The organism is Bradyrhizobium sp. 930_D9_N1_4, from assembly GCF_052076015.1.
GTDB lineage: Bacteria > Pseudomonadota > Alphaproteobacteria > Rhizobiales > Xanthobacteraceae > Bradyrhizobium.
This window is the reverse complement of sequence record NZ_CP197236.1, coordinates 482586-499658: the sequence shown is the minus strand read 5'-3', so window position 1 is coordinate 499658 and position 17073 is coordinate 482586. Positions and strand designations below refer to the sequence as shown.

15 protein-coding genes are annotated in these 17073 nt (G+C 64.3%); 5 read left to right on the top strand and 10 right to left on the bottom strand.

The window, feature by feature from the left end; all coding sequences use genetic code 11:
* Window positions 1-69: 69 nt before the first annotated feature.
* Window positions 70-2175: a S9 family peptidase gene (locus tag AB7532_RS02370; RefSeq protein WP_441233232.1), complete on the top strand. Its 2106-nt coding sequence runs from the start codon at window positions 70-72 to the stop codon at window positions 2173-2175.
* 213 nt (window positions 2176-2388) lie between these two features.
* Here AB7532_RS02370 and AB7532_RS02365 read toward each other — a convergent pair whose 3' ends face one another.
* The 6 genes from AB7532_RS02365 to AB7532_RS02340 all read right to left on the bottom strand — a co-directional run bounded on the left by AB7532_RS02365 (window position 2389) and on the right by AB7532_RS02340 (window position 8810).
* A complete protein-coding gene (locus tag AB7532_RS02365) occupies window positions 2389-3480 on the bottom strand; it encodes an SMP-30/gluconolactonase/LRE family protein (protein WP_441233231.1) in 1092 nt (363 codons plus the stop codon).
* 77 nt (window positions 3481-3557) lie between these two features.
* Entirely contained in the window at window positions 3558-4277 is a 720-nt protein-coding gene (locus AB7532_RS02360; RefSeq protein ID WP_441233230.1) for a ribonuclease activity regulator RraA, read from the bottom strand.
* A gap of 143 nt (window positions 4278-4420) precedes the next feature.
* Complete coding sequence (gene araD / locus AB7532_RS02355; RefSeq protein ID WP_441233229.1) at window positions 4421-6160, bottom strand: L-arabinonate dehydratase; 1740 nt, start codon at window positions 6158-6160, stop codon at window positions 4421-4423.
* Window positions 6157-7017, bottom strand: a complete 861-nt coding sequence (locus AB7532_RS02350) for an ABC transporter permease (protein ID WP_441233228.1) — start codon at window positions 7015-7017, stop codon at window positions 6157-6159. Before AB7532_RS02350 ends, araD begins: the two co-directional genes overlap by 4 nt.
* 12 nt (window positions 7018-7029) lie before the next feature.
* Window positions 7030-7791: an ABC transporter ATP-binding protein gene (locus AB7532_RS02345; protein ID WP_441233227.1), complete on the bottom strand. Its 762-nt coding sequence runs from the start codon at window positions 7789-7791 to the stop codon at window positions 7030-7032.
* Window positions 7791-8810, bottom strand: coding sequence for an ABC transporter substrate-binding protein (locus tag AB7532_RS02340; RefSeq protein WP_441233226.1), 1020 nt, complete (start codon window positions 8808-8810; stop codon window positions 7791-7793). The genes AB7532_RS02345 and AB7532_RS02340 overlap by 1 nt, the downstream gene beginning before the upstream one ends.
* A gap of 95 nt (window positions 8811-8905) precedes the next feature.
* Here AB7532_RS02340 and AB7532_RS02335 point away from each other — a divergent pair, with 95 nt between their 5' ends.
* From AB7532_RS02335 to AB7532_RS02325, 3 genes are all read left to right on the top strand, one after another.
* Window positions 8906-9622 (top strand): GntR family transcriptional regulator, encoded by a 717-nt coding sequence (locus tag AB7532_RS02335; RefSeq protein ID WP_441233225.1) that lies wholly within the window; start codon window positions 8906-8908, stop codon window positions 9620-9622.
* A 193-nt stretch (window positions 9623-9815) separates the two neighbouring features.
* Window positions 9816-10244, top strand: a complete 429-nt coding sequence (locus AB7532_RS02330; protein WP_441233224.1) for a response regulator — start codon at window positions 9816-9818, stop codon at window positions 10242-10244.
* Window positions 10222-13812 (top strand): PAS domain S-box protein, encoded by a 3591-nt coding sequence (locus AB7532_RS02325; RefSeq protein ID WP_441233223.1) that lies wholly within the window; start codon window positions 10222-10224, stop codon window positions 13810-13812. Before AB7532_RS02330 ends, AB7532_RS02325 begins: the two co-directional genes overlap by 23 nt.
* Before the next feature lie 261 nt (window positions 13813-14073).
* On the opposite strand, the gene AB7532_RS02320 is transcribed toward AB7532_RS02325, so the two are convergent.
* Complete coding sequence (locus AB7532_RS02320; protein ID WP_441233222.1) at window positions 14074-14709, bottom strand: response regulator transcription factor; 636 nt, start codon at window positions 14707-14709, stop codon at window positions 14074-14076.
* Window positions 14710-14858: 149 nt separating this feature from the next.
* On the opposite strand from AB7532_RS02320, the gene AB7532_RS02315 reads away from it, so the two are divergent.
* The gene (locus AB7532_RS02315) at window positions 14859-15164 is read left to right on the top strand and encodes a hypothetical protein (protein WP_441233221.1); all 306 of its coding nucleotides are present in this window, start codon (window positions 14859-14861) and stop codon (window positions 15162-15164) included.
* 54 nt (window positions 15165-15218) lie between these two features.
* Here AB7532_RS02315 and AB7532_RS02310 read toward each other — a convergent pair whose 3' ends face one another.
* The 3 genes from AB7532_RS02310 to AB7532_RS02300 all read right to left on the bottom strand — a co-directional run bounded on the left by AB7532_RS02310 (window position 15219) and on the right by AB7532_RS02300 (window position 17063).
* On the bottom strand, window positions 15219-15722 hold the full coding sequence (locus AB7532_RS02310; RefSeq protein WP_441233220.1) for a response regulator: 504 nt from the start codon (window positions 15720-15722) through the stop codon (window positions 15219-15221).
* 142 nt (window positions 15723-15864) lie between these two features.
* Window positions 15865-16182, bottom strand: a complete 318-nt coding sequence (locus AB7532_RS02305) for a PilZ domain-containing protein (protein ID WP_441233219.1) — start codon at window positions 16180-16182, stop codon at window positions 15865-15867.
* Window positions 16183-16184: 2 nt separating this feature from the next.
* Complete coding sequence (locus tag AB7532_RS02300) at window positions 16185-17063, bottom strand: CheR family methyltransferase (RefSeq protein ID WP_441233218.1); 879 nt, start codon at window positions 17061-17063, stop codon at window positions 16185-16187.
* Window positions 17064-17073: the final 10 nt, after the last annotated feature.

Sequence of the window (17073 nt, the reverse complement as noted above, 5' to 3'; positions counted from 1 at the left end):
CGACCTCTCCCCGCAGGCGGGGAGAGGTTAAGAGAGGGCGACGCGCGCATACGAGATGATGAGGATCGAGTGACACAAGCCAAGCCCCCTTCCCTGCCCCCCGTCGCCCCGCGGCGGCCGCATTCCTTCACCCACCACGGCATCACTGTGACCGACGATTATGCCTGGCTGAAGGACGCGAAATGGCAGGAGGTGCTGCACGAGCCGGCGGTGCTCGACCCTGATATCCGCAAATATCTCGACGAGGAGAACGTCTACACCGAGAGCCTGCTCGGCCACACCTCGTCACTTCAGAAGACGCTGGTGCGCGAGATGCGCGGCCGGATCAAGGAGGACGATTCCAGCGTGCCGTCGCCCGACGGCCCGTTCGCCTATTTCCGCCGGTTTCGCGAGGGCGGACAGCACGAGCTGTTCGGCCGCATGCCGCGCGACGGCGGCGAGGGCCATATCGTGCTCGACGGCGACGAGCTCGCCAAGGACCACACCTATTTCAAGTTCGGTGGCAGTCGGCACTCCAATGATCACAAGCTGCACGCATGGAGCGCCGACACCAAGGGTTCGGAGTATTTTTCGATCCGTGTGCGCGACTGGGCGAGCGGCAAGGACCTTGACGACGTCGTCGAGGAGACCGATGGCGGCATCGTCTGGAGTGCCGACGGCAAAAGCTTCTTCTACGTCAAGCTCGACGACAATCACCGGCCGATGCAGGTGTGGCTGCACAAGCTCGGCACCAAACAGGCCGACGACACGCTGGTTTACGAGGAGCAGGATTCCGGCTGGTTCACCCATCTGCACGAGAGCACCAGCGGCCGCTTCTGCGTGATCGCCGGTGGCGACCACGAAACCTCCGAGCAGCGGCTGATCGATCTCGCCACCCCCGAGGCACCGCCGCGCCTCGTCGCGGCGCGCGAGGAGGGCGTGCAATATTCGCTGGCCGACCGCGGCGACGAACTGTTCATCCTCACCAATGCCGATGACGCCATCGACTTCAAGATCGTCACCGCGCCGCTTGACGCACCCGAGCGCAAGAACTGGCGCGACCTGATCCCGTATCGTCCCGGCATCTACATCATCGACCTCGATCTCTATGCCGGCCATCTGGTCCGGCTCGAGCGCGCCAATGCGCTGCCGTCGGCCGTGATCCGCGACCTCACGACGAAGGACGAGCACGCCATCGCCTTCGACGAGGCCGCCTATTCGCTCGACACGATGGGGTCCTACGAATTCGAGACGACGAATTTGCGTTTCGCTTATTCGTCGATGACGACGCCGTCGGAGGTCTACGATTACGACATGGTCAAGCGCACGCGCACGCTGCGCAAGAGGCAGGAGATCCCGTCCGGCCACGATGCGGCCGACTATGTCACCACGCGCATCATGGCAAAGGCGCAGGACGGCGCCGAGGTGCCGGTGTCGATCCTCTATCGCCGCGGGCTCAAGCTCGACGGCTCGGCGCCGCTGCTGCTCTATGGCTACGGCTCTTACGGCATGGCGATGCCGGCCTCGTTCAACGCCAACCGGCTGTCGCTGGTCGACCGCGGCTTCGTCTATGCGATCGCCCATATTCGCGGCGGCGCCGACAAGGGCTGGGGCTGGTATCTCGACGGCAAGCGCGAGAAGAAGACGAACTCATTCGACGATTTCTCGGCCAGCGCCCGCGCGCTGATCGATGGGAAATACACCAGCGCAAAACGCATCATCGGCCATGGCGGCTCGGCGGGCGGCATGCTGATGGGTGCGGTGGCGAACCGCGCCGGCGAGCTGTTCGCCGGCATCGTCGCCGAGGTGCCGTTCGTCGACGTGCTCAACACCATGCTCGACGACACGCTGCCGCTGACGCCGCCGGAATGGCCGGAATGGGGCAACCCGATCGAGAGCGAGAAGGATTTTCGCACCATCCTGTCCTACTCGCCCTACGACAATGTCGCGGCGAAGGACTATCCGGCAATCCTCGCGATGGGCGGGCTGACCGATCCGCGCGTCACTTACTGGGAGCCCGCGAAGTGGATCGCGCGCCTGCGCGCCACCATGCGCGGCGGCGGCCCGGTTCTCCTGCGCACCAACATGGGCGCCGGCCACGGCGGCGCGTCGGGGCGGTTTGATCGGCTCGACGAGGTCGCGATCGTGTATGCGTTCGCATTGTGGGCCGCGGGCATGGCGGAGGCCGGGGTGTAAGCGACACCCACCGCTGTCGTCCCCGCGAAGGCGGGGACCCATACCGCGTGATGGATCGGGAGAGTGCGAGAGCAGTACCGGCGAAGACTTCTTAATTGCGGTCTTCGCCAAACTACTCCCTGGGATTATGGGTCCCGGATCTGCGCTTCGCTTGTCCGGGACGACGGCGGAGGGTGTGGGACCGGGTATGGTCCCACAACCCATCCCGTCGCCTCACACCGCTCCATGCGCCTCGACATACAGCGCGTAAACCGAATGGCTGCTCGCCATATAGAGCCGGTTGTTCTTCGGGCCGCCGAAGCAGAGATTGGCGCAACGCTCGGGCAGCCTGATGAACGCGAGCGGCTTGCCGTCCGGGTTGAACACCATCACGCCGTCGAGATCCTCCGATTTGCCCTTGAGCTGAAACACCTTGCGGCCACCGATATCGGTGGGCTCGGATTGCAGCGCGCCGTTGGAGCCCCAGCCGCACCAGAGATTGCCGTCACGGTCGACGCGGAAACCGTCGAGCGAGGCCTGGTCGGCGGCGTCGATCAGCTTGGTCTTGCCGCTCAAGGCACCGTCGTCGCCGACATTGTAGCTCCAGATGCTGCGGTTGGGCGTGCCCTTCCATTCGACGATGTAGAGCTTCTTCTCGTCCGGCGAGAAGGCGAGGCCGTTGGGATTGACGAGATCGGTGAGGACGGCGCTGATCTTGCCGTCCTTGGCGATGCGGTAGACGTTGGTGGTGGCCTGCTCGGCCTTCTCCTTCTTGCCTTCCCACTCGCCGTTGATGCCGAACAGCGGATCGGTGAACCAGATGCTGTCGTCGGACTTCGCCACGATGTCGTTCGGCGCGTTCAGCCGCTTGCCCTCGAACTTATCGGCCAGCACGGTGATCTTGCCGTCCTTCTCGGTGCGGGTGATGCGGCGGGTGACGGAGTGTTCGCAGGTGACGAGGCGGCCCTGACGGTCGCGCGCGTTGCCGTTGGCGTAATTTGCGTTGGCGCGGAAGATGCTGGTCTGCCCGGTCTTCTCGTCGAACTTCATGATCCGGTTGTTGGGGATGTCGGAGACCAGCAGATATCCGCCCTCGGGGAAATAGACCGGGCCTTCGGCCCAGCGCATGCCTGACGCGACCTGCTCGACCGTCGAGGAATAGAGCCGGTATTTTGCGAAGCTCGGATCGAGGATCTGGACGGCCGGGTCGGGGTAGCGCTGGTTGGGCGTGAACGGAAACGACTGGGCGCCAGCGGCGCGGGCGAGAAGCGCCGAAGCTGCCGCCGCGCCGGCGCCAGCCATGAGATTGCGTCGCGTGAAATTCATGAAAGTCCTCCCTGCTTGATAAAAGGCCGGCGCTTGATGCGCCGGCTCGTTTCTTGACTTGAAGTTGTCCTGCGGGCCTAGCGGCCGTTTGCCTTCCGCCACGCCGCGAAATCGACGAGCGTCTGCGGATCGGTTGCGGGATAGAGGCCGAAAATGCCGCGGCCCTTACCGACTTCCTCTGTGACGAAATCTTCGAACGCGGTCATCTCAAACGTTTCGTTGGCGATCTCGTCGGCGAGATGCGCGGGGATGACGATCACGCCGTCGCTGTCGCCGAGGATGACGTCGCCCGGAAACACCGGCGCATCGCCACAGCCGATCGGGACGTTGATCTCGATCGCATGGTGCAGCGTCAGGTTGGTCGGCGCGCTCGGACGATGATGGTAGGCGGGGATGCCGAGCCTGGCGATCTCGGCGGAATCGCGAAAGCCGCCGTCGGTGACGACGCCGGCGACGCCACGCTTCATCAGACGCGTCACCAGGATCGCACCGGCCGAGGCCGCGCGCGCGTCCTTGCGGCTATCCATCACCAGCACGCTGCCCGGCGGGCAATCCTCGACCGCCTTGCGCTGCGGATGCGAACGATCCTTGAACACCTCGATGGTGTTGAGATCCTCGCGCGCCGGCATGTAGCGCAGCGTGAAGGCCTCACCGACCATGGTCGGCTGGTCGGCGCCGAGCGGGTGCACGTCCTGGATCATCTGGATGCGCAGGCCACGCTTGAACAAAGCGGTGGCGACGGTCGCGGTGGAGACGGATTTGAGCTTGGTGCGGGTGGCTTCGCTGAGTTTGGACATCTCTTACTCTCTCTGGTCGTCATTCCGGGGCATCGCGAAGCGATGAGCTATGGTGCGCAATTGCGCACCTGAGAATCCATACTCCCGATCGTGGTTATGGATTCCGGGCTCGCGCCAAGTGGCGCGCCGGAATGACAGTTGCGTTAGTAGATGGACGGCTCTCCGATCGGCGCGCCGAAATCGGTCTCGAGGAAATCGAAGTCGCAGCCATCATTGGCCTGCTTGATGTGCTTTGTGAACATCCAGCCATAGCCGCGCTCGAAGCGACGTTCGGGCTGCTTCCAGGCGGCGCGGCGCTTTTCCAACTCGGCCTCGCTCACATCGAGGTTGATGGTGCGGGCGGCGACGTCGAGCGTGATGCGATCGCCGTTCTGCACCAGCGCCAGCGGACCGCCGATGTAGGATTCGGGCGAGACGTGTAGGATGCAAGCGCCATAGCTGGTGCCGCTCATGCGCGCGTCCGAGATTCGCACCATGTCGCGCACGCCCTGCTTCACGAGCTTGGTCGGGATCGGCAGCATGCCCCATTCCGGCATGCCGGGGCCGCCTTGCGGTCCCGCATTGCGCAGAATCAGGATGTGGTCCTCGGTGACGTCGAGGTTGGGATCGTCGACCGCCTTCTTCATCGCGGGATAGTCGTCGAACACCAGCGCGGGACCAGTGTGCTTGAGGAAGCGCGGTGCGCAGGCGGAGGGCTTGATCACGCAGCCGTCGGGCGCAAGATTGCCCTTGAGCACGGCGAGCGCGCCTTCCTTGTAAATGGGATTTTGGACCGAGCGGATCACGTCGTCATTGTGCACCTCAGCGCCGTCGATGTTCTCGCCAAGAGTCTTGCCGGTGACGGTGATGCAATCGAGATGCAGATGCTGCTTGATCTGGCCCATCAGGGCCGGCAGGCCGCCGGCGTAGAAGAAGTCTTCCATGAGGTAGGCGTCGCCGCTGGGGCGGACATTGGCGATCACGGGCACCTTGCGGCTCGCGATCTCGAAATCGTCGAGGCCGATGTCGAGGCCGGCGCGGCGCGCCTGCGCGATCAGATGGATGATGGCATTCGTCGAGCAGCCCATCGCCATGGCAACGGCAATCGCGTTCTCGAAGGCTTTGCGGGTCTGGATCGTCTTCGGCGTCAAATCCTCCCACACCATCTCGACGATGCGGCGGCCGCATTCGGAGGCCATGCGGATGTGGTTGGCATCCGCGGCCGGGATTGAGGAGGCGCCGGGCAGCGTCATGCCGATCGCCTCGGCAATCGCGGTCATGGTCGAGGCCGTGCCCATGGTCATGCAGGTGCCGTAGCTGCGGGCGATGCCGGCCTCGATGTCGAGCCAGTCCTTGTCGGAGATCTTTCCGGCGCGGCGCTCGTCCCAATATTTCCAGCCGTCGGAGCCGGAGCCGAGCGTCTTGCCTTTCCAATTGCCGCGCAACATCGGCCCTGCCGGAAGGTAAATCGCCGGAATGTTCATCGAGGTCGCGCCCAGCAGTAGCGCCGGCGTGGTCTTGTCACAGCCGCCCATCAGCACCACGCCATCAACGGGATGGCTGCGCAGCAGCTCCTCGGCATCCATCGCCAGCAGATTGCGATAGAGCATGGTGGTCGGCTTCAGCAGAGATTCCGACAGCGACAGCGCCGGCAGCTCGATCGGCAGCCCACCTGCCATCAGGATGCCGCGCTTGACGTCGTCGACGCGCGACTTGAAGTGCATGTGGCAGGGCTGCGCGTCCGACCAGGTGTTGAGGATCGCGATGCAGGGCCGATCCTTCCACTCCTCCGGCGCGTAGCCCATCTGCATGGTGCGGGAGCGGTGGCCGAACGAGCGGAGATCGTCGGGTGCGAACCAGCGCGCGCTGCGGAGCTGGTCGGGCGTGATTTTCTTCTTTGTCATGATTGGGTGCCCCATTTCTGGACGGTATTCCGCTCGATGGCGCGGAAAATCAGGTTCTCGACAAAAAGCCCGATGATAATCACCGTCAAGAGGCCCGCGAACACTGCGGGTATGTCGAGGAGGTTACGGTTCTCGAAGATGAACCAGCCGAGCCCGCCCTGCCCCGAGGACACGCCGAACACCAGCTCGGCCGCGATCAGGGTGCGCCATGCGAAGGCCCAACCGATCTTCAGACCGGTGAGGATCGAGCCGAACGCCGCGGGGATCAGGATCTTCGCCACATATGGCAGCCCGCGCAGGCCGTAATTGCGGCCGACCATGCGCAGCGTGTTGGACACGCTCTTGAAGCCGGAATGGGTGTTGAGCGCGACCGGCCACAGCACCGAATGGATCAGCACGAAGACGAGACTGCCATTGCCGAGCCCGAACCAGATCAAGGCGAGCGGCAACAGCGCGATCGCCGGCAGCGGGTTGAACATCGCCGTGACGGTCTCGAGGAAATCGGTGCCGATGCGGGTGGAGATGGCGAGCACGGTGAAAATCGCGGCCAGCACGATGCCCGCCGAATAGCCCATGAACAGGACCTTCAGCGAGGTCCAGGCGCGCATCGGGATGGTGCCGTCCTTGACGCGATCGTACATCGTCGCAATCGTATCGTGCAGCGTCGGAAACAGCAGCGGATTGTCGAGAGCGACGCCATAGGCTTCCCAGATCGCAGCCAGGAACAGGATGATGACGGTCTTGCGGACAAAACCGTCATTCCACAACAGTTCAAGCACGCTCAGCTTGCGTTCGACCTCGCCGGCGCCGGTGGTGGCGGCGGGCGCGTCACGCAGCAGAATTCTTGCTTCGGCCATGAGAGGCTCCCTTTAGTGCGCCACGGCTTCGGAGGCGAACAGGAGATCGTGGATCTCCTTCTCCAGCCGGCCGGCGCTGCCGTCCTCGTTCGAGACCTTGTCGACGTCGACCACCTCGGCCTTGACGCGGCCGGGATGCGGCGACAGCAGCAAGATGCGATTGCCGATGCGGATCGCCTCGGCAATCGAATGCGTCACGAACAACACGGTGAACTTGGTCTCGCTCCAGAGCTGGAGCAGCTCGTCCTGGCAGGTCCTGCGCGTCAGCGCATCGAGCGCTGCGAACGGCTCGTCCATCAGCAGGATATCAGGCTCCATCGCCATGCCGCGCGCGATTGCGACACGCTGCTTCATGCCGCCGGACAGCGTGTGCGGATAGGCATCGACCACACGGGTGAGGCCGACCTTCTCGATATAAGCGCGCGCCCGCGCCTCGGCGTCCTTGCGCGACAGCTTTCGTGCCGTCAGCAGCGGGAACATCACGTTGGCGAGCACGCTCTTCCACGGCAGCAGCTGGTCGAACTCCTGGAAGATCATCATGCGGTCGGCGCCGGGACCCCGAATCTCGCGATCGTTGATGGTCATGCGGCCTTCGCTCGGGCTCATGTAGCCGCCGACGGCCTTGAGCAAGGTGGACTTGCCGCAGCCGGACGGGCCCAACAGGACGAAGCGATCGGACTTGTCGACCGTAAAACTCACTCTTTCGGTGGCGGTGACGACGGCGCTGGAGGTCTTGTAGCGCAGCGTCACCCCGTTGACGTCGAGCAGCGCCATCAGTTGCCCTTCAGATCGTGCGCGACGGGCAGATAATAGTCCGTCCAGGCCTTGGGCTGGTTCTTCAGCGTGCCGGTCTTGAACAGATGGGCGGCGAACTTCATCGTGCCCTGCGGCTCGAGATTCCACTCCATCATGCCGGGCTCCTTGAGGAGATCGAGCAGTTCCTCGACGGGGGTCTTGTCGCCGGTGATCTCCTTGTAGATCTCGACCGCCTGTCTGGTGTCGCTGCGGATCAGGTCCTGCGCTTCCTTGGTGGCGTCGCGTACGGCCTGGATGATCTTCGGGTTGGCATCGGCGAATTTCGTCGTGGTGAAGAACTGCGCCTGGCTGAGCGGGCCCCCCATCACGTCAGGCGACGACAGCACGACATGCGCGCCCGGCACATTCTTCAATTCCAGGAAGGTGAAGGGCGGGATCGAGAAATGCGTGTGCACCTCGTGCTTGGGATTGGACAGCGCGGCATAGGCATCGGGATGGCCGAGCTGCACGGTGTTGGCGTCGAGCTTCGACCATTGGTCGGCGCCGAACGCTTCAGCGGCTGCGATCTGCAGCACGATCGCCTGGGTGGAGACCTTCACGGTCGGCACCGCGATCTTGTCGGTCGGACCAAAATCCTTGATCGACTTGATGTTGGCGTCGCGGCTGATCAGCGTCATCGGCTGGGCCGACGTGGCAACGATGCCCTTGACGCCGCCGCGGGTGCGATCCCACAGCAGCAGGAGATTGCCGGTGCCGGTGTTGAGGATGTCGACACCGCCCGCGAGCAGCGCGTCGGTCTGCGCACCGCCACCGGAGAAGGTCACCCATTTCGTCGTGACGCCGGGAACGCCGAGGCTGGCCGCGTGCTTCTCGATCAGCTTCTGCTTTTCCATGATGTGGCTCGGCATGTAGAAAATGCCGGGCTGGCGCGACAGCGAGATCTCGGATTTTTGCTGGGCTTGCGCTCCGGCTGCCGCGAGAAGTGTTGCGGCGATCAGGGTAGCAGCCGCCAGCTTGCTGCGAAGATGCTTGATCATTGTTGTGTGTTTCCTCCGGGTAAGCGTCGCGCTGCGTTGACCCTACTGATGCACTAATATATTAGTGCATCAAAGGCAAGTCCGCGGGACCCGACATGGAAGCAGCCCAGACCGCGCCACGCGCACCCGCAAAAACCGGTTCAAGGCTCGATCGCGCCCGGCAGGCCGCGCCGCAGGTGTTCGAGCGGCTGCGCAATGCGATCATCGCCCTGGAGCTGCCGCCGGGCGCGCCGCTGTCGCGCGCCGAGCTCGCCGGCCAGTTCGGCATCAGCTCGACGCCTGTTCGCGACGCCTTGATGCGGCTCGAGGAAGAGGGCCTGGTCGACGTCTTCCCGCAGCATGCGACCGTGGTCAGCCGGATCGACATCAGCCGCGCCGAGCAGGCGCATTTCCTGCGCCAGGCGCTGGAGTTGGAAATCGTGCGCCTGCTGGCGGCGAGCGGCGACGCCACGCTGGTGATCCAGCTCGATCACGCCATCGCGCTGCAACAGCAATTTGCCAAGGCCGGCGACTTCGAAGCGTTCATGGCCGCCGACAACGACTTCCACGCCCAGCTCTACACCGCAGCCGGCAAGCAGGATCTGTGGACGCTGGTGCGCAGAAGCAGCGGCCATATCGACCGGCTGCGCCGCCTGCATTTGCCCTCGCCCGGCAAGGCCCAGAACATCGTCCGCCACCACAAGCTGATCACGCGCGCGATCGAGGCCGGCGACGCAGATGCTGCGCAACAGCATCTGCGCAAGCATCTGTCGGGCACGCTCAGCGAGCTCGACAAGATCCGGAGCCACCATCCGGAGTACCTGACCGACTAGTCGGGTATGACCGCGCCCTGATCATGTGCACGCAATGGTGCATATATACAACCGCCGAATCCAGACGCGGCTTACAACCATCGGACGGGCGCGAAGTGCTTGCAGGACGGGCACAATCCGCGCAACAATTTCGCATTTGAAGCTTTGATTTGGGTCGCTGGGAACATCCCTGCCCGACCCGGAGGTTTTTGACGTGGCCAACATCCTGATCGTGGATGACGACCCGGCCGTGCAGATCACAATCCGGCTGCTGCTGGAGAGAGCGGGCCATCACGTCACCCTCGCCGGTGATGGCCGCAAGGGACTAGCGCTGGTCGAGACCAGCCAGTTCGACTTGCTGTTCCTCGACATCTTCATGCCCGGCATGGATGGGCTGGAGACGATGCGCCACATCCGGGCGCTGCAGCCGACCCTTCCGATCGTCGTCATTTCGGGCCGCTCGCTCACCCCGGACGCTTACGCAGAGCCGGATTTCCTCAAGATGGCGACCAAACTCGGCGCCGTCGCAAGCCTGCAGAAACCGTTCCGGCCGGACGCACTGCTCGCCGCCGTCGACGGCTGCCTGAAGGCAGCGCAATCGACCTCCGTACCGCAACCCGATGCCGGCTCCGGCGGCCGATGACGGAGCAGTGCATGTTGCAGCGGAGCAGAACATTCGGGGCCGTACGCGACGCGGCGCAAGGGCCGACATGACCCTCGCAACCCGGCTGGCCATCGCAATGATTCTGCTGGTCGCGGTTGCGGTCTCCGCCGTCGGATGGCTGAGCCATTACAGCCTGGAGCAGGCCTTCCTGCCGCGCGTGCTCGACCGTATCGAGACCCAATCCCGGCTGCTGGCCTCACAGCTCGAAATCCAGACCGACGGCGCGCGCGCGGATATCATCGCGTTCCGCGCCCGTGCCGCGGTCCGCGGCATGATCGACGCGCATTTCAACGGCGGCATCGATCCAACTGACCATTTGTCGGAAAAGAACTGGCGCGAGCGGTTGCTGAACCAACTCGTGGCCCTTGTCGGGGCCAACCCCACCTACGCGAAATTTCGCATCATCAACGCCGACGGCAGCGAATATCTGCGGGTCGACCGGTCCGGCCCGACCGGATCGGTGCGCGTCGTCCCCGACGATAGCCTGCAAAACAAGGACGAGCGCTTCTTCTTCCAGGAAGCGATCAAGCTGTCGGAGGATCAGATCTACGTCTCGCCGGTCGATCTGAATGTCGACAATGGCGTGATTCAGATGCCCTATGTTCCGACGTTGCGCGTCGCGGCACCGCTGTTCGGGTCGGATCACAGGCTGTTCGGCATCGTCGTCGTCAATGTCGACATGCGCCAGGTGTTCGACCGTATCAGGATATCGGCCCGGCGCGGCGAACTGGTCTATGTCGTCGGCCGCAACGGCGATTATCTCGTGCACCCGGATCGCACCCGCGAATTCAGTTCGCAACTGGGGACGCCGGCGCGCTGGCAGGACGACTTCCCCTATTTCGCTTCAGTCACCGGATCGACCCTGGGCGCGACTCAGGTCGTGCCTGAAAGCGACGGCAAGCCGAGCGGGACCGCGATCGCGCCCGCGATCCTGGCCGAGGGCCAGTGGGTCGGCATCGTCCGCATCGTGCCCAACGCCGTGTTCATGGCACCGGCCGTCATCATCGAGAAAACCACCATCACGATCGGCCTCGTCGCGGTGATGGTCGCCGCAGTGCTCGCGGTGCTGCTGGCGCGGTCTTTGACCCGACCGATCGGGCAACTCACCGCGGCGGTCGAATGGCTCGGTCGCGACAACTCCATCAAGATTCCGACCCACGCGACCGGCGAGACCGGCGTGCTGGCGCGGGCATTTGCGCAATTGATCGAGGAGATGCGAACCAAGACGTCGGCGCTGGAGCGGGAGGTCGAGGAGCACCGGCGCACGGAGGCCGCGCGCGACCAGCTCGCCGTCCGCGAACGCCTGTTCAGCGCGGCGGTCGAATCCTCCGACGATTCGATCGTCATGCAGACGCTCGACGGCATCATCATCGGATGGAATGCGGCCGCCGAACGTCTCTACGGCTATACGGCCGAGGAAGCGGTCGGACAGCCGACCTCGATCCTCCTGCCGGTCGATCGCCGCGAAGAGGGCAAGGACTATCTGCGGCGGATCTTGCGCGGCGAGCGGATCGAGCACTTCGAAACGGTGCGCCTGCACAAGGACGGCACGCCCGTCGATATCTCGGTGAGCCTGTCGCCGATCAGGGGCGCTTCGGGCGAGATCATCGGCGCCTCCGGCTCGGCACGCCGCCTCACTGACGCGCGCCAGACCGAGCGCGCTCTGCAGCAGACGCTCGAAGAGCGGCGGCAGCTGTTCGATGCTTCGCAGGATCTGATCATGATCATGGATTCGCGCGGCCATATCGTGCAGATCAGCCCGAGCAGCCGGACCGTCCTCGGCTATCCGCCGGACGAGATGATCGGCCGCAGCGGCGTCGATTTCATCCATTTGGATCATCTCGATCAATCCCGCGAGGAGATGCGCGCGCTCCGGCGCGGCGGCAGCCCGAAGCTCGCCGACACCCGCTGCATCCACAAGGACGGCCGCGAGGTCTGGCTGTCCTGGCTCGGCAACTGGTCCGATCAGGCCAAGCGCTTCTTCTTCGTCGGGCGCGACATGACCGAGGCGAGGCATGCCGAAGAATCCTTGCGCGAAAGCGAGCTGCTCGCGCGCAACATCGTGGAGACCGCGCTCGACGCCTTCGTCCAGACCGATGACCGCAGCACCATCCTGAACTGGAGCTCGCGGGCCGAAGAGCTGTTCGGCTGGCGGCGCGACGAGGTGCTGGGCCAGAACGCAGTCGACCTCATCGTTGCAGAAAGCGAGCGCGAGCGGGTCAAGGTCGGCCTCGCGCGCTTCCTCGAATCCCAGGACGGCCAGACGCTCAACCGCCGCCGCGAACTCATGGTCCGGCGCCGCGACGGCAAGGAATTCAAGGCCGAGCTGAGCGTCACGGCGCTCAGGCGCCGCGAAGGCATTCTGTTCAACGTGTTCTACCGCGACCTCACCGACAAGATCGCGTCCGAGGAGCGCATCCGCCACGCCGAGAAGATGGAGGCGGTCGGCCAGCTCACCGGCGGCGTGGCGCACGACTTCAACAACATCCTCACCGTCATCACCGGCACGATCGAGATTCTGGCCGATGCGGTCGCGAAGGAGCCGGAGCTCGCGGCGATCACCAAGATGATCGACGAGGCCGCCGGCCGCGGCGCCGAGCTGACCCAGCATCTGCTTGCGTTTGCGCGCAAGCAGCCGCTCCAGCCGCGCGAGATCGACATCAACTCGCTGATCATCGACACCGCAAAGCTGCTGCGGCCGACGCTGGGCGAGCAGATCCAGATCGAATCGGTGTTCGAGGACGAGAGCTGCGTTGCGATCGTCGACCCGAACCAGCTCACCACCGCGATCCTCAACCTCGCGCTCAATTCCCGCGACGCGATGCCCGGCGGCGGCAAGCTGATCGTGGAGACGGGCGCCGCCTATCTCGACGAGGTCTATGCCAGCGGCAACGACGTCCGGCCGGGCCATTACGTGCTGATCGCCGTGAGCGACACCGGCACCGGCATCCCCGCGAACCTGCTGGCCAGGGTGTTCGATCCGTTCTTCACCTCGAAGGGACCGGGCAAGGGCACCGGGCTCGGGCTTTCGATGGTCTACGGCTTCATCAAGCAGTCCGCGGGGCACATCAAGATCTACAGCGAGGAAGGCCACGGCACCACGATCAAGATGTACCTGCCGCCGGGCAAGACGCCCACGGCGGTGAGCGATGGCGTGACCCCGGCTGCGGTCGAGGGCGGCCACGAGACAATCCTGGTGGTCGAAGACGACCGGCTGGTGCGGGAGTACGTGCTGGCGCAGCTGCACTCGCTTGGCTACGTCACCTTGCAGGCCGCCAACGCTGCGGAAGCGCTTGCGATCGTGACCAGCGGTAAACCGTTCGATCTGCTTTTCACCGACGTCATCATGCCCGGCAAGATGAACGGACGGCAGCTTGCCGACGAGGTGCTGAAGACGCGCCCCGATCTCAGGGTGGTCTACACGTCAGGCTATACCGAGAACGCGATCATCCATCACGGCCGGCTGGATTCAGGCGTGTTGCTGCTGGCCAAGCCGTATCGCAAATCCGACCTGGCGCGGATCATCCGCAAGGCGCTCAGTGCTTGAGGATGAGTCTCCCGTAGCTTGGATGGAGCGAAGCGCCATCCGGGACAGGATCATCCACGGATGCAGCGGCCAGGATTGCGCTTCGCTCCATCCGGGCTTCGAGGCTGGTGTCTCACTCTCGTGTCCCGGACGCACTGCAGCGCGCAAGCGCTGCTGTGCAGAGCCGGAACCCAGAACTGTCAGCAGTGAAGGTGGTGAGATGGGCCCAAGCTCAGCAGCGCACCACCGCGTGATGCGCTGCGTCCGGGGCACGAGACCATTTTACGATGCGCGCTGGGCCGCGGTCATCACGATGCGGATCAGATCGGCGGCGTTACGCGCCCCGAGCTTCTTCATGATATTGGCGCGGTGGTCCTCGATGGTGCGCGGGCTGATGCCGAGCGTGCGGCCGGCCTCCTTGTTGGAGGCGCCAGCGGCGAATTGCTCGAGCACCTCGCGCTCACGCCGCGTCAGCGGCTCGCGTCCGGGGAAATGCAGCGAGCCGAACTTCGGCGATACGCTCTCCGACTGCCTGCGTGCATAGGCGCCGATCGCCTCGTCCAGCCGGCCGACGATCTCGCTGCCGCGGAACGGCTTCTCGATGAAGTCGAGCGCACCGCTCTTGATGGCACCCACTGCCATCGCGATGTCGCCCTGCCCGGAGATCATGAAGATCGGCGCCGGATAATCCTCGCCATGCAGTTCCTTCAGAATGTCGAGGCCCGACTTTCCGGGGATGTGCACGTCGAGCAGGACTGCAGCCGGTGTGCGGCTTCGCGCGACGGACAGCAGGGCTGCGCCATCCGCAAAACAGATCACCTCATAGCCCGCCGCCTTCAACACCATCGACAAGGTGTCGCGAACGGCAGGGTCGTCGTCGACAACGAAGATTTCACCGCGAGAATTTTGCTCGGCCATGTGCCACATCCAGTTGGCATTACGGACTCGCGTCCGCCCCAACCGTTATGGCGTTCGGCGCGGATTCGGCCCACCCGTATTTGTACGGGACATGGACTTAACGCACAAGTAGCGGCGAGGTGCCTTATTGCGGGGGACGGAGAATATCCATGTTAAATTATGCCGGCACGCCCCCGCTCGCCGCAATGGCTGACTCGGACAGCCGTCAGTTGATCGCGGCCGAACTTCGCTCTCTGATCGCGCGCATCGACATCAGTATGCGTCTGATCGACGCGGCGATGAAACCGGAAGAGGTCGAGCCCGTATATGGTGGCGCGATGGCGGGTTCCGACGAGATTTTCGTGCTCGACGACGTCACGCCGCGTTATGCCTCTGCAGGTGCTGCCCTGAACGCCTGTCGGGCGGAGCTCGGCCGCGCCCTGCAGCAATTATCGGAATCTGGCAACGCAGCGTAGGCTGCAATCGGCGCCGCCGATCCGGCGCGGCCGATTGCAGGGCAGCGCCGTGGCTCAGGTGCGGTGCCGCTCCACGATCGCATCGGTGGCGACGCCGCCCCAGGTGTGGATCGCCGGCAGGCCCATCGCAGTCTTGCCGAGATTGGCGAGGCTGATACGCAGCGCGGCGAGATCGAGCGGCTTCGGCAGGCTCTGGAGCGCGATCCCGACCGAGCGGGCAAAGCTGCGGGCCGCACTGCGGCGCTTGCCGTCCATGCCGCTGATGACGATCACGTGGCCGGCGAACTTCGCCTTCGTCATCTCGCGCAGCACGTCGATGCCGTCGCCATCCTCCAGCATGAGATCGAGCGTCACGCAGTCGAAGCGCGTGGCACGGAGCTTCTCGATTGCTTCCGCGACGGACGGCGCCACCGTGACCTCGTGGCCGGCCTGCTTGGCGGCGACCGTGATCAGGCTGCGCTGGGTGGCGTCGTCGTCGACCACCAGGAGCTGAAGTGCGCGCCGCTCGGAATTGTCGGGCAGGTTCGACGTGACTGGGGAGAGAGAGCTTCTGGGCATTGCCGCATCCTGAGAATTGAGACGGGCAATGGATACACGGATCGCGCTTCAGCCACGTAAAGCCGTTGTGGCGAATTCGTCCGGATGTTTTAGCAAATATGAACCAACGTCGCGGAAAACGGCGACGGAGCGCGCGTGAAGATCACGCGGCCTCGTCACGGCCGCCGGCCGCGCCGCGCTTCTTCCGATTCTTGCCGCGCAGGAACTGGATGTCCATCTCGGCGCCGTTCACGCGCACCAGCTCGCAACGGCGATAGGCAAGCCCGGTCGACGACAGCAGTAGGAAGAATTCCTTCAGGTTCAATCCCTGGATCGAGCCTTCCACCGTCAGGATGGCGTCGGTGTCGGAGATCGCATTGAGCTTGCAGTCGCGCCGCCACGTGCCGTCGATGGCCATGATGCAGACATCATAGCCGCGACTGAACGTGACGCGCTCCACGCCCTTGCCATCCTCGGCCATGCCTATCGTCCCGCCATCACCGCCACGCGCGGCGGCACGCCGGCAAGACCAGGCTTGGCCGCAGCCGCACGCGGGTCGTTCGGCTTGTAGAGACCGCGACGATCCGGGATCGGCCTGAACGTGTCGGTCAGCCCGACCACGGTTTCGGCTGCACCCAGCACCAGGAAGCCGTCGGGCTCGATCTGGCGGGCCAGGCGGTTGAAGATGTTGATCTTGGTGTCCTGGTCGAAATAGATCAGCACGTTGCGGCAGAAGATGACGTCGAACGTGCCGAGCGAGGCGAAGTCGTGCAGCAGGTTGAGCTGCCGGTGCTGGATCATCGCCCGCAATTCGGGATTGATCTGCCAGGTCTCGCCGGTCTGCTTGAAATATTTCATCAGCATCTGGATCGGCAGGCCGCGCTGCACCTCGAACTGGCTGTAGATGCCAGCCTTGGCCTTCTCGAGCACCTCCTGCGACAGGTCGGTCGCAATGATCTCGACGCGCCAGCCGGTCAGGGCCGCACCCATCTCCTTCAGGCTCATCGCCAGCGAATAGGGCTCCTGCCCGGTCGAGCCGGCGGCGCACCAGATGCGGACGCTGCGGCGGCCGGCACGCGCCTTGATGACCTCAGGCATGATGTGGTCGCGGAAATGATCGAACGGGACCTTGTCGCGGAAGAAGAAGGTCTCGTTGGTGGTCATCGCTTCGACCACGTTGGTGATCATCTCGCGAGAGCCGGCCTGAAGTTTCTGCACCAGGTCATTGATGCCGGAGAGCCCGGCCTTGCGGGCGAGCGGCAACAGGCGGCTTTCGATCAGATATTGCTTGTCTGCAGACAGGTCGAGCCCTGAATTGTCCTTCAGGAACTTGCGCAGATACTCATACTCGGTCGGGGTCACGGAGAGCCTC

What these genes read in the sequence shown, in the direction of transcription:
- AB7532_RS02335 (WP_441233225.1), top strand. Translation starts at nt 8,906, where the DNA reads ATGGAAGCAGCCCAGACCGCGCCACGCGCACCCGCAAAAACCGGTTCA.
- AB7532_RS02350 (WP_441233228.1), bottom strand. Translation starts at nt 7,017, where the DNA reads ATGGCCGAAGCAAGAATTCTGCTGCGTGACGCGCCCGCCGCCACCACC.
- AB7532_RS02315 (WP_441233221.1), top strand. Translation starts at nt 14,859, where the DNA reads ATGTTAAATTATGCCGGCACGCCCCCGCTCGCCGCAATGGCTGACTCG.
- araD (WP_441233229.1), bottom strand. Translation starts at nt 6,160, where the DNA reads ATGACAAAGAAGAAAATCACGCCCGACCAGCTCCGCAGCGCGCGCTGG.
- AB7532_RS02320 (WP_441233222.1), bottom strand. Translation starts at nt 14,709, where the DNA reads ATGGCCGAGCAAAATTCTCGCGGTGAAATCTTCGTTGTCGACGACGAC.
- AB7532_RS02365 (WP_441233231.1), bottom strand. Translation starts at nt 3,480, where the DNA reads ATGAATTTCACGCGACGCAATCTCATGGCTGGCGCCGGCGCGGCGGCA.
- AB7532_RS02340 (WP_441233226.1), bottom strand. Translation starts at nt 8,810, where the DNA reads ATGATCAAGCATCTTCGCAGCAAGCTGGCGGCTGCTACCCTGATCGCC.
- AB7532_RS02310 (WP_441233220.1), bottom strand. Translation starts at nt 15,722, where the DNA reads ATGCCCAGAAGCTCTCTCTCCCCAGTCACGTCGAACCTGCCCGACAAT.
- AB7532_RS02345 (WP_441233227.1), bottom strand. Translation starts at nt 7,791, where the DNA reads ATGGCGCTGCTCGACGTCAACGGGGTGACGCTGCGCTACAAGACCTCC.
- AB7532_RS02305 (WP_441233219.1), bottom strand. Translation starts at nt 16,182, where the DNA reads ATGGCCGAGGATGGCAAGGGCGTGGAGCGCGTCACGTTCAGTCGCGGC.
- AB7532_RS02325 (WP_441233223.1), top strand. Translation starts at nt 10,222, where the DNA reads ATGCCGGCTCCGGCGGCCGATGACGGAGCAGTGCATGTTGCAGCGGAG.
- AB7532_RS02360 (WP_441233230.1), bottom strand. Translation starts at nt 4,277, where the DNA reads ATGTCCAAACTCAGCGAAGCCACCCGCACCAAGCTCAAATCCGTCTCC.